Annotated in this window: 1 protein-coding gene (running past one end of the window); it reads right to left on the bottom strand. The window is 64.6% G+C overall.

The annotated features are described in order from the left end of the window. A protein-coding gene (locus tag SAJA_RS13235) for an Ig-like domain-containing protein (protein WP_123659143.1) crosses the window boundary here: on the bottom strand, positions 1-17,756 show its 5' portion. The gene continues 13,633 nt to the left of window position 1, outside the view; 17,756 of the gene's 31,389 nt are visible here — the first part of the coding sequence; the start codon lies at positions 17,754-17,756; its stop codon lies off the left edge, out of view.

Genomic DNA, 17,756 nt, shown 5'->3' with positions numbered 1-17,756 from the left:
TTGGAACGCGTATCGGCCAACGGAGTGACGATGACCGGGCCATCGTTGACTCCGGTGACGGTGACGATCAAACGTCCGGTGTCCGTACCGCCCTGATTGTCGGTGACGACATAATCGATGGCCGTGCCACGGGTCTGGCCGGCAGCCAGGTTCTTGAAATCCTGACCGGCATCGAAGCTGTAGCTGCCATCGGCACGCAGCGTGAACGACCCACCCTGAGTGCCACGTACGGCCATGCCCAGGTTGTCGGCGCTACCGGCCACCTGAGCCACACGCAGCATGTCGTCGTCCGGCGCACCGTCAAGATCATTGGCCAGCACGTCGCCCGTGATCGGATCGCCGCCGGCGGTGATCGCGCCACGGTCATCCGCGGCTACCGGGGCCAGATTGTCGATGGTCCAGGTGAACGTCTGGCTTGCGCTGGCGTTCTGGCTGTCGGTGGCGGTCAACGTGACGGTGTAAGGGCCGTTCTGTGAGGCATCACTGGCCAGGCGGCCGGTGATACGGCCGGTGGCCGGATCGATGGCCACGCCGTCGGGCAGGCCGTCGGCGCTGTAGGTCAGCGTGTCGTTGTCGTCGACATCGGCGAACAGGCCCGCGGTGTCGATCGTGACGCGATCGCCGTCGTCGTTGCGTTGATCGCCCGCCGCCTGGGCCACGGTGGGCGCGTCGTTCACGCCGTCGACGGTGATCGTCAGCGTGGCCTGGGCCAAGCCGCCGCGACCGTCATCCACCTGATAAGTGATCGAGGTCGTGGCGGTATCGCCGATCTCCAGATTTTCGAAATCGGCGTCGGGCGAGAAGCTGTAGCTGCCGTCGGCGTTGATGACAAATACGCCGCCGTCGCTGCCGGCCACGGTCTGGCCCACGCGCTCGGCAGAACCGGCCACGCCGGCCACCGTGGTGGCACGGGCATCGTTGGCCAGCACGCCCGGGGCTGCCACCGACAAATCGGTGTTCTCGTCGGTTCGACCCTGATCAGCCACCGCGTCGGCCGGACGCGCGATCACGCTCAGCGTGAACTGGTCGCTGACGCTCGCGCCACTTCGATCGGTGCCGGTGACGGTCACGACATAGCTGCCGTTATTCATCATCGAGGCATCGTCGGCCAGGGTGCCGGCGATTAGGCCGGTCTCGGGATCGATCATCAAACCGTCGGGCAGGCCGTCGGCGCTGTAGGTCAGCCGGTCGCCGGTATCCACATCACGGAACGTGCCGCTCACCGCAATGACGATGTCCTGATTGTCCGATGCGTTCTGAGCGGCGATGGGCCTGACCAGCGTCGGCGCATCGTTGGTGCCGGTGACCTGCACGGCCAGCGTGGCCTGTGCCGTACCACCCTGACCGTCGGAGACGGTATAACGCACCGACGTCGTCGCACTCTGGCCCGCGGCCAGGGCATCGAAATCCATGCCCGGATCAAAGATATAGCTGCCGTCGGCGTTGATGACGAACGAGCCGCCTTGATCACCGGCCACACCGGCCCCGACGCGATCGGCATTGCCGCCGACCTCGGCGACGTTAATCGCGTCGAAGTCGGCCGTGCCGTCTGCATCATTGGCCAGCACGCCGTCGTCGGCGTTGACACTCAGTACGTCGTTCTGTGCGGTCGTTGCCGTGTCGTCGCCGGCCTGCGGGGCCACGTTGAAGGCATTGAGCGTGAAGCGCGCCTCGGCCGGTACGCCGCTGGCATCCGTTGCCACCACGATGATCTCGTAGGGGGCGTTCTGCGACGCATCCGAGTCCAGACGCCCGGAGATGATGCCCGTGGCGGCATCGATGGCCAGCCCGTCGGGCAGGTTATCAGCGCTGTAGGTCAGACGATCGCCGGCATCGATATCTTTGAACGCGTCAGCGGTGGCGATGACCAGCGTGTCACCGTCGCGGGTATCGATATCGGCCAGCGGATCCACGACCTGCGGCGCATCGTTGGTGCCCTGCACCGTGACCGAGAGCGTCGCCGTGCCACCGGGCGCGCCGTTGCCGGCCACCTGGTAGGTCACCGCACTGGTGGCCTGATCGCCCGCGGCCAGGCGATCGAAATCGGTGCCCGGCTCGAAGCGATAACTACCGTCGGCGGCCACGATGAACACGCCGCCGTTATCGCCGGCGATACGTGCACCGACGTTGCCCGCCTGTCCGTTGACCGCAGCCACGGACAGCGCATCCCCGTCGGGATCACGGTCGTTGGCGAGCACGCCGTTGGCCGCATCGCGTACGAGCACCACGTCCTCACCGGTGCTGGCGGTATCACTATTGGCCACCGCCGCCTGGTCGTTGGCCAACAGGCTGAACACCGATGAGACCGCGGCCCCGTTCCGGTCGGTCGCGGTCACGGTGATGCGATACGGGCCGTTGTTCGAGGCATCAGACGCCAGACGGCCGGTGATCAGACCGGTCTGGGCATCGATGGCAAGCCCGGCCGGCAGACCGTCGGCGCTATAAGACAGCACATCGCCGCGATCGGGATCGGTGAACGCGTTGGCCGTGGGAATCGTGACCCGTGCGCCGTCGTTGGCGGAGACGTCGCCCAGCGGGGCAGACACCACCGGCGCATCGTTGGCGCCGGTGACCGTGATTGCCAGACTGGCCGAGGCGTTGCCGCCCTGGCCGTCGCTGATCTGATAGGTCACGCGGGTGACCGCGGTCTGGCCGTCGGCCAGGTAAGCGAAGTCATCGCCGGCCGTGAAGGTATAGCTACCGTCGGCATTGACCGTAAACTGGCCGCCGTTATCACCGGCGATAGCCTGGCCGACGCTGTCATCGTCGCCGCCCGCGGCGACAACGCGCAGCGGATCGGCATCCGGCGCGCCGTCGCGATCGTTGGCCAGCACATCGCCGGCCACCGCGCCTTCGGCCGCTGCCTGAGCCATATCGTCGGCTGCGATCGGCGCGATATTGGCCACCGACAGATCGAACGCGCTGGCCACCGAAGCGCCGGCCGGATCGGTCGCGGTCACGGTGATGGTGTAGGGCCCGTCGACCGAGGCATCAGCGGCCAGCTGGCCGAAGATACGCCCGGTGTCGGTATCGATCGAGATACCCGGCGGCAGACCATCGGCGCTGTAGGTCAAACGATCGCCATTGTCCACGTCGGCGAATGCACCGGCCGTGGTGATGTCGATAGCCGCGCCGTCACTGGCCTGACTGTCGCCCAGGGGCGTAACGACACGCGGGGCGTCGTTGGTACCCATGACCGTGACGGTCAACGTGGCGGTATTGGTCTCACCGTCGACGTCGCCCACGCGATACGTGATGTTCGTGGTGCGGGTCGCGCCTTCGGCCAGCATGTCGAAATCATCGCCCGGCTCGAAGCTGTAACTGCCGTCGGCGTTGATGATGAACGCGCCTCCGTCCGATCCGGCGACGCTCTGGCCGACATTATCGGCCTGCCCGGCCACAGCACCCACGACCAGCATCGGCGTGTCGTTGTCGCTGTCGTTGGCCAATACGCCATTGTCGGCGTTCCGGCTGATGGCCGTGTTTTCGCTCGTGGCGGCGGCATCGTCCACGGCCACAGCCGGGTCGTTGATGACGGTGAGCGTGAACCGCGTGGCCGCACTGGCGCCAGCCGGGTCCGTGGCGGTGATCTGAATATCGTAGGGGCCACGGGCCGCGGCGCCGTCGGCGATACGCCCGGTGATCAGGCCGGTATCGGCGTCAATGCTCAACCCGCCCGGCAGGCCCATCGCCTGATACGACAAGGCGTCGTTGGTATCGACATCAGCGAAACCGCCGGCAGTCGGGATCGTGACCTGCTGGTTGTCGTTCGCGGTCATTGGCGACAGGCCGAGCGCGGTCGGCGCGTCGTTCACGCCGTCGACCACGACGGTCAACGTGGCGGTATCAGCGCCGCCGTCGGTGCGATAGCTGATCGAGCTGGTCGCGCTCTCGCCAGCCGCCAGGCTCTGGAAATCCATGCCCGGATCGAAACGATAGCTGCCGTCGTTATTGATGACGAACACGCCGCCGTTGCTGCCGGGCACATCCTGGCCGACGTTGTCGGGCGAACCGGCGACTTGATCCACGGCCAGCACGTCGCCGTCAGGATCGATATCGTTGGCCAGCACGCCGTTGACGGGCTGGCGCACGAGTGCGGTGTCTTCGTCGGTGCGCGCGGCGTCATCGACCGGCTCGGCGGGCACATCGGCCACACGAACCGTGAACATCACCGTGGCCTGGCGCCCGGCGGCATCAGTGGCCGTGACCGCGACCTGGTAGGGGCCGTTGTCAGAGGCATCAGCGGCCAATCGGCCCTGAATCAGGCCGGTATCGCGATCGATGACCAGATTATCCGGCAGATTGTCAGCCGAATAGGTCAGCGTGTCGCCCAGATCCGGATCGTTGAAGGCATCGGCGGTATCAATAGTAACCGTGCTGCCGTCGGTGGTATCGACGTCGTCCGGCGTGTTCACGACCACCGGCGCATCGTTCATGCCAGAGACCGTGATCGTCAGGCGCGCGGAGGCATCGTTGCCGTCCAGGCCGTAGATGATCGACGTGGTGGCGGTATCACCGGCCGCCAGGTTCACGAAATCGTCGCCCGGCGAGAAGACATAGCTGCCATCGGCGTTGACGGTGAAGACACCACCGTTACTGCCGGCAACCCCCATGCCCAGCGCGTCGGCATCACCGGTGACCGAAACCACGGCCAGGTCATCGCCGTCGGGATCCTGATCGTTGGCCAGCACGCCGTTATCGGCATCCACCGAAAGATCGGTGTTCTGGTCGGTCGAGGCCGCATCGTCGGCGGCCACCGAGGCGCGGTCGGCTACCGAGAAGATAAAGCGCTGCGTGGCGCTGGCCCCGGCATCGTCGGTGGCCGTCACACTCACGGCATACGGGCCGTTGTCCGAGGCATCGGGGGCAAGCTGGCCCGAGATGATGCCGGTTTCAACATTGATCATCAGCCCCGGCGGCAGGCCGTCGGCGCTGTAGGCCAGCGTATCGCCGCGATCCACGTCGGCAAAGCCGCCGGCCGTGTTGATCGAGACCTGATTGCCGTCGCTTGCGCTCTGGTCAGGCAGTTGGCCCCGGGCGATCGGCGCATCGTTGATGCCGGTCACGGTGACGCTGACCATGCTGTCGGCGGTCGCGCCCTGGCTGTCGGAGACCGTATAGTTGACACGCGTCGTGGCCGTCTGGCCGGCGGCCAGCGAGGCGAAATCATCACCCGGATCAAACACATAGCTGCCGTCGGCGGCCAATGTGAAACGCCCGCCCTGGCTGCCGGCCACCGCGGTGGTGACACCGTCGCTGCGGCCGGCCACGGCCACCACGCGCAAGGTATCGCCGTTGTCGACATCGCGATCATTGGCCAGCACGCCGCGGCCGGCCTCGATGACAAGCCGCGTGTTCTGGTCGGTAGCCGCGCCGTCGGCGACCGCAACCGGGCCGTCGTTGGTACCCAGTACCGTGACGACGAGCCGTGCGGTATCGAAACCGCCCTGGCCGTCAGAGACCCGATACGTCACGGATGTGGCTCGGGTATCACCGGCGGCCAGATCATTGAACGCGCCGTTGGTGGCAAAACGATAGCTGCCATCGGCCGCGATCGTGAACAGACCGCCGTTGGCGCCTGCAATCGCCTGGCCCACGTTGTCGGCCTGATCGGTCACCTGATCGACGGTCAGCACATCGCCGTCGGGATCCACATCGTTGGCCAGCACGCCGTTGGCCGCGGCAACCACGAGATCGGCGTCTTCGTTGACGCGGCCCGTGTCACCGGCGGCATCCGGCGCCGGGTTGGCCACGTTGAGGGTGAACACATCGTCGACCGTGGCGCCCGCTTCGTCGGTGGCGGTCACGGTGATGCGATACGGCGCGTTGACCGAGGCATCGGCGGCCAGGGTGCCGCTGATGATGCCGGTGTCGCGATTGATGGTCAGGCCTGCCGGCAGGTTGTCGACCGTATAGGTCAATACATCGCCGTTGTCACGATCGATGATGCCGGGCGTGATGCGCACGCTGGCGCCGTCCGTGCCCTGCTGATCGCCCACGGGGGAAACAACCACGGGCGCATCGTTCACGCCGGTCACGCCAACGCTTAGCGTCGCCGTATCAAAGCCGCCCTGGCCGTCGCTGATGCGATAGCTGATGGCGGTATCCAGACGCTCGCCGGCGGCCAGGCCGCGGAAGTCATCGCCCGCGGTAAAGCTATAGCTGCCGTCGGCGCGCACGATGAACGTACCGCCGTTGCTGCCCGCGATCTCGCGGGCCACGTTATCGCCGGTGTCGTTGACGGCCACGACCGTGAGCGGATCGTTATCCGGGGCGCCGTCGAAGTCGTTATCCAGGACGTTGCCGGTCGTGGCACCGCCGGCCTGAACCTGAGCGGCATCCTCGCCCGCCACGGGTGCGACGTTGTCGATCTGCCAGACAAAGCTCTGGCTGAGTGAGCCGCCGTTGTCGTCGGTCGCGGTCACCGTGACCTGATACGGCGCGTTGGCCGAGGCATCGTTGTCCAGGCGGCCGGTGATCAGGCCGGTCGCGGTGTCGAACATCAGACCCGGCGGCAGGTTGTCGACGCGATAGGTCAGCGTGTCGCCACGATCGGGATCGACGAAGGCCGCGCCGGTGTCCAGCGACACCTCGGCGCCGTCGGCGTCCTGGCGCATCATCAAGCCGTCGCCGTTGATCACCGGCGCATCGTTGGCGCCGGTGACGGTTACGGTCAGAAACGCGGTATCGCTGGCGCCATCGGCATCGCGAACCTGGTAAGCCACTTGCGTGGTGCGCGTAGCACCCGCAGCCAGATCGTTGAAAGCCCCGTTGGTATCAAAGCGATAGCTGCCATCGCGCTCGATGACAAACAGCCCGCCGTTACTGCCGGTCACGCTCTGGCCAACCGCATTGGCCTGGCCGCCGACGGCGTCCACCTGGAGTCGGTCATCGTCGGGGTCGATATCGTTGGCCAGAACGCCCTGATCGGCGTCGACCGACAGACGCGCGTTTTCGCCCACCGTATTGGCATCCGCGCCAGCCTGGGGCGCGGGGTTGATGACCTGCCAGACGAATTGCGTGGTCGCGCTCGCGCCGGCCTCGTCCGTGGCGGTGACCGACACGCGATACGGCGCGGCCACCGAGGCCGAGCGATCGAGCGTGCCGCTGATCACGCCGGTCGCGGCGTCAATGGCAAGCCCAAACGGCAGATCGCTGGCCGTGTAGGTCAACATATCGCCGTCGTCGACATCGTTGAACGTGCCCGCGGTGTCCAGGCTGACCGTATTGCCGTCGAGATCTTGCTGGTCACCGATCGGCATGCCATCGGCTGTGGGCGCATCGTTGACGCCGGTCACTTCGACCGACAGCCGCGCGCTCGTGGTGCTGCCCTGACCGTCGGAGACCTGATAGGTCACCGACGTGGTGGCCGTCTGGCCGGCAGCCAAGGTGTCGAAGGCACCGTTGGTATCAAAGGTATAGCTGCCGTCGGCGTTGACGATGAACATACCGCCTTGGTCGCCGGCCACGCGGGTGCCCGGCTGATCCATCTCGTCGACGGTGACCACGCGCAGCGGGTCGTTATCCGGGCCGGTGTCCTGATCGTTGCTCAGCACATTGCCCGAGGCCGTGCCGTTCTGGTCGGTCATGGCCCTATCATCGTTGGCGATGACCGGCCGATTGGCCGCAGCCACCGTCAGCGTCTGGCTGACGGCTTCGCCGGACGGATCCGTCGCGGTGATGACAACCGAGTAGCGCCCGTCACCGTTGGGCCCGCCCTGTGAGGCATCACTGGTCAGGCGGCCCGCGATGACGCCGGTGGCCGCGTCGATGGCCAGCCCGTCAGGCAAACCGAGGGCCGTATAACGCAAGGTATCGTTATCCGGATCAGCAAACGCATCGGCGGTGGCGATCGATACCGTTTCGCCGTCGCTCACCTCCTGGCGCGCCAGATCGGCGACGACGTTCGGCGTATCGTTAACGCCGGTGACTTCGACGGTGAGCCGGGCCGTGACAGTACTGCCCTGACCGTCGCTGACCTGATAGGCCACCGTGGTGCTGGCCGTTTCACCGGCCGCCAAGCCCGTGAAGGCGCCGTTGGTATCAAAGATATAACTGCCGTCGGCGTCGATGGTGAACAGGCCACCGTTGTCGCCGGCCACGGCCATGGCGATACCGTCGGCGTCGCCATTGACCGCCACGACGCTCAAGGGATCGTTATCCGGGCCTGTGTCGGCGTCGTTTGCGAGTACGTTGCCGCTCGTGGTGTCGTTCTGGGCGACCTGCCCGCTATCGTCGTTGGCGACCACCGGCCGGTTGGCAACACTCAGAACAAAGCTTTCGTCATGTGTCGCGCCACTTGGATCGGTGGCGGTGACGGTCACGCTGTAGGTGCCGTCGTTATCCGGGCCCTGCTGCGAGGCGTTGCTGGCCAGCTGACCGGTGATACGACCGGTCTGTGCATCGATCATCAAACCGTCCGGCAAGCCGGCAACGCTGTAGGTCAGCTGATCGCCGTCAGGATCGACGAAGGCCCCGTCAGTGGCGATCGATACGCTGGCGCCGTCGGTCTTGTCCTGACGCGGCAAGGGCACGTTGCCGGCTATCGGTGCATCGTTGGCACCGGTGACCGTGACCACGATCGTGGCCGTGGCCGTGCTGCCCTGATCGTCGGTGATCTGGTAATCAATCGTGGTGACAGCGGTTTCGTTCGCGGCCAACGCCACGAACGCATCCCGGGCATCGAAGGTATAGCTGCCGTCGGCGTTGACGACGAACACACCGCCATTGCTGCCGGTGATCGTCTGGCCGACGTTGTCCGGCTGGCCGGCCACGCGGGCCACGCGTAGCGGATCCATGTCGTTGGCGCCGTCGATATCGTTGTCCAGGACGTTGCCGCTGAACATGCCGGCCTGGCCCACGTCCACCATCTCGTCGCGGGCGGTGACCGGCACATTGGCCACGTCCAGCGTGAAGGCTTCGGTATGCATGGCGCCGGACGGATCGGTCGCGGTGACATCGATCGTGTAGCGCCCGTCGTTACCGGGCCCGTTTTGAGAGGCATCGCTGGCCAGCGTGCCGCGGATCACACCGGTATCGGTATCGATCGACAGCCCGGCCGGTAGACCGGCCGCGGTGTAGGTCAAGCTATCACCGTCCGGGTCGACGAAGCCGTCTGCCGTGGCGATGATCACGGTATCGCCGTCCAGGGCATCCTGCGGCGCCAGCGGCACGTTATCGCCGATGGGCATGTCATTGACGCCGGTAACGGTGATGCTCAGACGTGCCGTGTCCGTGCCGCCGCCGTTATTGGTGACCTCATAGACCACGGATGTGGTATCCGTTTCGCCCATCTGCAAACGATCAAAGGCATCGTTGGGCTCGAAGCGATACGTGCCGTCGGCAAAGACCGTGAACAGCCCGCCGTTGGTGCCGGCGATCGCCATGCCGACGTTGTCGGCCGAGCCGTTGACCTGGCTGACCGTCTGCGCGGTGTCGCCGTCGTTGGCGAGCACGCTCGTGCTCTGTTCCCGAGTGATGACGGTGTTCTGATCCGTCGTATCGGTATCGGCCCGGGCCGTGATCGGCAGGTCATTGACCGTAAGCACGAAGGCATCGCTGGCCATGGCACCCGCGCGATCGGTCGCCGTGACGCGGATATTGAACGGGCCACGCGCCGAGGCATCGGCGGCCAGCTGGCCACTGATTTCGCCGGTCTCGGCGTCGATCATCAAGCCATCCGGCAACCCCTCGGCCGTGAAGGTGAGCGTGTCGCCCGTATCCACATCGGCGAAGGAATCCGCGGTGGGAATCGTGATCGTTTCTGTATTGCTGGCCGATAGATCGTCCAGCGCGCGCGCGACCGTCGGCGCGTCGTTGGTGCCGGTGACGGTGACGGTGAGTTGGGCGGTATCGCTTCCACCCTGGCCGTCGCTGATGCGATAGCCCACACGGCTCGTCGCACTCTGGCCCACGGCCAGCGCATCGAAATCCGTACCCGGGTCGAAGGTATAGCTGCCATCGGCGTTGATGGTGAACACGCCGCCGGCACTACCGGCCACGCCGCGACCCACGGCCTCGGCCTGGCCGTTGACACGGTCCACGGTCAACGGATCGGTATCACCCGCCCCATCACGGTCGTTGACCAACACGCTACCGGCGACGTCGGCGTTTTCGCTCGTCGTGGCGGTGTCGTCGACGGCCACCGGTACCGGGTTGGTCACAACATAATTGAAGCTATCGCTGACCTGTGCGCCGTTGTTATCGGTCGCGGTGACCGTGACGGCATACTGACCGCCGTTGACCTGGCTGGCACTACGATCCAGCGTGCCGGAAATCAGGCCGGTGGCCGCATCAATGCTCAAACCGGCAGGCAGGCCGGCGACGCTGTAGCTCAGCACATCGCCCCGATCCACGTCAGCAAAGGCCCCGGCCGTGGCCAGACGCACCCCATCGCCATCGCGAGCGCTCTGATCGGCCACGGGCTGAACGACCGTCGGCGCATCGTTGGTGCCTGTAACGGTCACCGTCAGCGTGGCGGTCGAGGTGCTGCCCTGACCGTCGCTGATCTGGTAAGTCACGGACGTATCGCGAGAGGCGCCCACAGCCAGATCATTGAACGCGCCGTTGGGGTCGAAGCTGTAACTGCCGTCCGCGCGGATCGTGAACAAGCCGGCGTTGGTTCCGGCGACGGCCTGGCCGACGCGCCCGGCCTGATCGGCCACGCGAACCACGGTCAGCGGGTCGCCGTCGAGATCCCGGTCGTTGGCCAGCACGCCGCTGGCAGCGTTGCGCGAAAACGCGACGTCCTCGGGCGTACTCGCGCTGTCATCGTTGGCCGTCGCTGCCAGGTTGGCGATCGCCCAGGTGAACGAACTCGTGACGGATTGCCCCGCCGGATCCGTGGCGGTAACGGTGACGTTATACGGCGCGCGTACCGAGGCATCGCTGGCCAGCCGGCCGCTGATGACGCCGGTCGCCGCGTCGATCATCACGCCGTCGGGCAGACCCGTGGCGCTGTAGCTCAGGCGGTCGTTGGTATCCACATCACGGAATGCACCCGCCGTGGTCAGCGTGACCATCTGGCCGTCGTTGTTCGAGGCGTCGGGCAACGGGGCCTCGACAATCGGCGCATCGTTGGCGCCGGTCACGGTGACGGTCAGGGTGGCCATCGAGGTCGAGCCCTGATCATCGCTGACCTGGTAGCTCACCGACGTCGTACGGGTTTCGCCGACAGCCAGCGCCTCGAAATCCATGCCTGGATCAAAGCGATAGCTGCCGTCGGCGTTGATGGTGAACTGCCCGCCGTTGGCCCCGCGAACCGCGTTGCCGACGTTGTCGGCCGCAGCGTTGACCTGGGCGACGCGCAGCGGGTCACCGTCAAGATCACGATCGTTGGCCAGCACGCCATTGCCCGCGTTCACGGTCAGCACGGTGTTCTCACCGGTCATGCCCGTGTCGTCGTTGGCCGTTGCAGCCAGGTTATTGATGCGCCACGTGAAACTTGACTGGGCGGTGGCGGTGCCGTCACTAGCCGTGATGGTCACGGTGTAAGGGCTGTTGACCGAGGCATCGTTGGCCAGGCGACCGGTGATGCGGCCCGTGGCCGAATCAAAGGCCAGGCCGGCCGGCAGCCCCGTGGCGGTGTAGGTCAGCCGGTCATTGGTATCGACATCGGTAAAGGCGCCTGCGGTATCAATGGAGATGCTTTGGCTGTCGTTGCTGGCCACATTGGTCAACGGGTTGACCACGGTCGGCGCATCATTGGCGCCGGTGACCGTAATCGTCAGGCGCGCGATCGAGGTGCCGCCCTGACCGTCGCTGATCCGGTAGTTGATCGCGGTGGTCGCGGTCTGATCGGCCGCCAGATAGTCGAAGGCCGTACCCGGCTCGAAGCGATAGCTGCCATCAGCGTTGATGATGAACGAGCCACCGGCGCTGCCGGGCGCGGCGTTGCCGACACTGGCCGCACTCCCGGCGACCTGATCGACCGTCAACGGATCGGTATCATTGGCACCGTCACGGTCGTTGGCACGCACCGAGCCGGTGACCGGCATGTTCTCGCCGATCGTGTTCGTGTCATCGGTCGCGATCGGTGCCGGATTGGTGATGGTATAGACGAAGCTGCTGGAGACCGAGGCGCCCGCGCCGTCGGTCGCCGTCAGGCTCACCGTGTACGTGCCGCCGTTGGTCTGGCTGGCACTGCGATCAAGGGTGCCCGTGATCTGGCCAGTGGCCGGATCCAGGCGCAGGCCAGCCGGCAGGCCAGTCGCGCTGTAGGTTAGCGTGTCGCCGTTGTCTGGATCACTAAAATTGACGGCAACCCAGATCGATACCGTATCACCGTCGCGCCCGGCTTGATTGACAGGCGTATTGACCACCGTCGGCCGGTCATTGGTACCGGTCACGGTCACGACAAGCGTGGTGTCGGCAAAGCCGTTCTGACCGTCGGAGACGCGATAGGTGACCTGGGTCTGGGCGGTTCGCCCGGCGGCCAAGCCCACGAAAGACGCGCCCGGATTGAACGTATAGCTGCCGTCGCTGTTGATACTGAACGTACCGCCAGCACTGCCAGCGACCGTCGCGCCGACGTTATTGGCCGCACCGGCCACCTGGCTGACGGTGAGCGGATCGGTATCGCCAGCGCCGTCACGATCGTTGACCAGCACGTTGCCCATCGTGAGCGTCGTGTTCTGATCGGTGCCCGCGGTATCGGCCACGGCAACCGGCGCCACGTTGGCGATGTTCCACGTGAAGCTGGCCGTGCCCGTGGCACCGCTGGGGTCACGTGCCGTGACGACCACGCTGTACGCGCCGCCCATGACCTGACTGGCATCGCGCGCCAACGTGCCGCTGATCACGCCGGTCGTGGCGTTGATCGATAGCCCCTTGGGCAGATTCGTGGCGCTGTAGGTCAATACGTCGCCATCGGCGTCGGTGAAGGCACCGGCGGTGTTGGCGGTGACGCTTTCGCCATCGTTGTTGGTGCGGTTGGCCAGGGGTACCGCGACCGTGGGCGCATCGTTGACCGGGCTGACCGTGATATCCAGCGTCGAGGTGGCCCGTCCGGCAATGCCGGCCGCGATCGTATAGCTGACCTGGGGCACCGCACCGTTGTAATTGGCCGCCGGCACAAAGCGATACGAGCCATCGGCCCGAATTGTGAGCGTGCCGATACCGTCCAGCGTGGTCGTGCCGCCATTATTGGCATCAACGGTGATCGTGCGTCCGGCCACGGTGTAGTCGGTGACGGTCAGCGGGCGATTTGCCACGCGTTGATCGTTGGCCAGCAGACCGTTAGCCGCGGCCACGTCCAGCGTCGTGTCCTCGGGCGTGGTGTTGCGATCGGCCACAGCCACGGGCGCGACGTTATCGCGAAAATCAAGGTCGGCAACGAGTGGCGTCGCATCATTGGTCGTGCGACCCGCCATGGCCTCGTTGGCGTTGGTGTCACGATCGGAATCGGGCAGACCAAAGCGGGTGTAGTCGCCGTCTGCACCGCCGTTGTCGCCGAGGATATCGTCGTCGTTGACATCGAAACCGGACACGGTGTCGAAGGTGTCATCCAGGCCGTCGTAATCGCTGTCGGTGCCGGATAGCTGTGTATTGGCGTGCCCGGCCTCATTGATATCCAGGCGCCCATCGTTGTCGGAATCGGTATCGATATAATCGGCACGGCCATCGCCGTCGGTGTCGACCGGCGTCAGGCCGTTCGGGCCATAGTTGTCGTCCAGACCGTCGCGGTTGGCGTCAATGAACGCCGGCGTGCCACCAACACCGGAGGGCGCGATATAACCCGCCGTGGTCTGGGCCTCGACGTTGTCGGTGATGCCATCGTTGTCGGAATCGATGTCCTGATAGTCCGGGCGACCGTCACCGTCGGTATCGCGGGCTGGCGGGCGCGCTTGAATGATGAAGCCCGCGCCGTCATCGAACCCGCCGTTCGAGCGCAACGTGAACGAAGTGATCATGCCGTTGAGACGCAGCGATCCCGCGGCTGTGCCGTCGGCGTCGTTCAACGAGGAAGCCGCCGTCCAGCTCGATGCCGCCGCAGTGCCCGCGCCGCCGTCGAGCACGGTCGTTGGCGAAACACGGAAATCATTGGTGCCCGCTAACGATGTCCAGGTTAATCCGTTAAGCAGCGTCAATGTCTGCGATTGCTGGGTACCGCCGGACAACGCACCGATCCGATCGATATTCAGAATCGGGTTGTTGACCTGTACCGAGTTGCCACTGCCATCGACGAAGGTAAACGTAATGGTATCGCCATCACTAAAAACGCTGGACAGGCCCGGATTACCGGACAAGGCAGAATTCCAGAACCCGGTGCCGTTTGGATTGAAGGCCTGGTTAGCGAAATTATCGGTGCCGGAGCCGGTGGCACGGATCATCAGCCCATTGCCCAGGTCGAAAGTCGCGCTCGTACCGTTGAGCGTCCAACTGCCGCTCTGCGTCAGGCCACCGAACCCTTCGCGCGTGTCGATGATGCCGTCGTTGTCGTCATCGATATCGGCGGCGTTCGGGATGCCGTCGTTATCGAGATCGTCCTCACGGAAATCCAGATCGCGGACGCCGGCCACCGCGTCATTGCTCGTTCGACCCACAACGGCTTCGTTGGCGTTGGTATCCCGATCGGTATCGGGCAGTGCGAAGCGCGTGTAATCGCCGTCGGCCCCGCCGTTGTCACCGACGATATCGTCATCGTTGACGTCGTAGCCGGTCACGGCATCAAAGGCATCATCCAGACCGTCGCCATCAGCATCCTGGCCTGAACGCGTGGTCGTTACGTGGCCTGCCTCGGTGATGTCCAGTCGACCATCGTTGTCGGAATCGGTGTCGATGAAATCAGCCGTGCCATCACGATCGGTATCGACCGGCGCGAGACCGTTCGGGCCGTAGTTATCGTCCAGGCCGTCGCCGTTGGCATCCCGAAAAGCCGACGTGCCACCCATGCCAGAGGGTGCCCGGTAGCCGGCGGTGGTCTGGGCTTCGACGTTATCGGTGATGCCATCGTTATCGGAGTCGATATCCAGATAATCCGGCAATCCCGCGCCGTCGGAGTCGCGTGCGACCGGACGAGCTTCCAGAATGAACGACAACGCGTCTTCGAAATCTCTCTGAATCAGTGTTCCGAGGCGACCCGAGCTGACCAAGGAGAACGAGCTGATAGCGCCATCAAGTCGTAATGAGCCCGCAGCGGTGCCGTTCGCGTCCATCCGTGTGGATTGCGATGTCCAGCCGGAAGCCGCATTAGAGCCGGCACCACTGTCGCGCGCGGTGGTGTTGTTGACGCCGAAATCCTGTGTTCCGGCAATACGTGTCCAAGACAGGCCGTTTTGCAGGGTAAGCGTTTGCGACAGCTGGTCTGTCCCCGGCAATATACTACCGATGAGGCCTTCATCTTCTAGCGCCCCGATTCGGTCGATATGTAGCACCGGATTACGTACTGCAACCAAGTTGCCGGAGGCGTCTTCGAAACGGAATGTGATTCTATCGCCATCGGTGAAGGTGCTGGTTAACCCAGGATCCCCGGCCAGATCGCCACTCCAGAACCCTTGTCCGTTCGGATTAAAACTTGTGTTACTGAATGCGCTTGCGCCTTGGCTTGTGGCACGAACGATAACGCCATTGCCCAGATTCATCGTGGCGCTGTTGCCGTTGATGGTCCAGGTGCCGGTCTGTGCGGCCGGTGCGTAACCCTCGTTGACGTCCAGGATGCCGTCGTTGTCGTCGTCGACATCGATATCGTTGACGACGCCGTCGCGGTCGTTGTCGATCTTGACCGTAACCGTGGCAGTGGACTCGAAACCCTGGCTGTCGCGAATCGTATAGGTGAAGGAATCGGTCCCGTTGAAACCGTTGAGCGGAGAATAAACCAAACGCCCATCGGTGCCCCGAATAATGATGCCGCCGCTATTCGTGCTGGTCTGAAAGTCGGAGATCGTGGTCGTGCCACTGCCCCGCGTGTCGTTGGCCAACGGATCGACGGTCACAGCACGGTTCTGGCTCGTCGAGACGGTATCGTTCTGCGCAGCCGGCAAGACCGAGGTCTGGGCGTTACGGAAGTTGATGTTTTCGAACAGCAGCGAGGTCTGGCGCTCGGTGGTGCCGTCCACGCCGGCGCGATAGACAAAGCCGGTGACGTCGGTGTAGCCCGCCGAGACGATATATCGCGTGTTATCGCGCGAAGTCGGCGACACGCTCGGCCCGCCACCGCGGAAATCGACATTGCTGGTTCGCCGGTCGACGTTGGCAGTAACGAACGTGTCGCTTTCCCGCGTGAACGAGGACGCGCCGCGGAACTGAATCGTCTCCGCAGTGGAATCCACGTCCAAGGCGCTCGCGGTATAGCTGACCACCCGCGAATTGTTGGTGCCAGCGTCTACGAAACGAAATGAGAACTGAGCGAATCCGTTGGCGCCATTGCCTTGAATGGTCGGCGAGAAAGCTTCTGAGACGCCGTTCTGGTTAGCGTCGATCGCCGTGATCTGAGCGTTCGAGAGCGTTTCGATCGTAACCAGCGCATCGACACCGCTGGCCACGTTGGCAAAACGATATACCGCGCCGACTTGACGATCGGTACCACTGACAAGTGTCGGCGTAGTGGTGAAACTCAGATTAATAGGATCAGCCAGACGCCCGGCCCAATCGGTACCGTCGAGCGTGGCGGCTTCGATATCGCCGATATGGGTTTCCAGCGTCCAGTCGCCGTCCAGCGCCGCCGCGCCCGTGTCGTCGCTGGAGGCGGCTACGTCAGCGCCCGTGGCGCTTGCCAGGGCCTGGGCTGCCGCGATGCCCTCGGCGTTGCCGGTGAAGTCACAGCCATAGATCAAAAGATCGCCGCTGTCCGACAGGCGCGTGCCCAACTCGGCCAACCCGTCGGCGTATTCGCCGCGGATCGAATCCGTGTTGATACGTGAACTGCCCAGACTGAACTGGCCTGCTTCGCCGTGGGACAGGATATGGATGGCCTGAATATCCTGACGGCCGGCGGTGGCCTCCAGCATCTGCGTGATGCCGTCGCGATCGCCGTCGAGATAGACGATCTCGGCGCGGCTGTCCAAGGACGCGACCAGCGCCTCGTGGCCCTGCACGTTACGATCGACGAAGACGAGATTCTGACCGGCACGATCACCGATCGCGGCGTTGATGGCGGCGATCTCACCGGTGTCGCCCGACGCATCGACCGATCTATCGGATAAGGCCAGCGTGGTATCGCCATCGGCGAGCGAGAGATTAGCCGGGTCACGAGCCGCGATCGACTCTCCGGCTCGATCAAACACCGACACGGCCGAGCCGTTGAGCAGACCATTCTGTGCCGCCGACAGATCGGCGAGCGTGCTTTGCCCTATCTTGGCTTCACTACCCTGACCGTCAGCCACCACGAAGACCGCATCATAAGGCGGCTGTTCGGAGAGTGTGGCCTCGATATCGGCCACGCCGGCGCTGCGATGATCGACCACGAACACATCGACGTTGTCACTGGTTCGTGCGTCTTCGAACAGTGCCTTGGTAGTCGCGTCGGCATCCGACAACGCTTTTGAATCGACGAAGACAGCCGCCGACTCTGCTTCACCATTAGCACGTGCCTGCGCACTGGCCTCGAGCGCCTTGGCCAACGGCGAGCGCGTTGCTACATGGCTGACCTGTTCCGGGGCCAGCTGATCCGGCGTCTGTGCGTCGCTGGTCGATTTGTCCGCTGCATGCGATTGATCCGTGGCTGTTTGAAGCGCTTCACCGGCGGCTGCACCGTCGTACAGCAGGCGTGGCTCCAACGCACGAATGAACGGAGAGCGTGGCAGATCGTATTTTTTCAT

This window comes from Salinisphaera japonica YTM-1, from assembly GCF_003788585.1.
Taxonomy (GTDB): Bacteria; Pseudomonadota; Gammaproteobacteria; order Nevskiales; family Salinisphaeraceae; genus Salinisphaera; species Salinisphaera japonica.
Note: the sequence above shows the minus strand (reverse complement) of the source record. Positions and strands in the feature narration are given on the sequence as shown.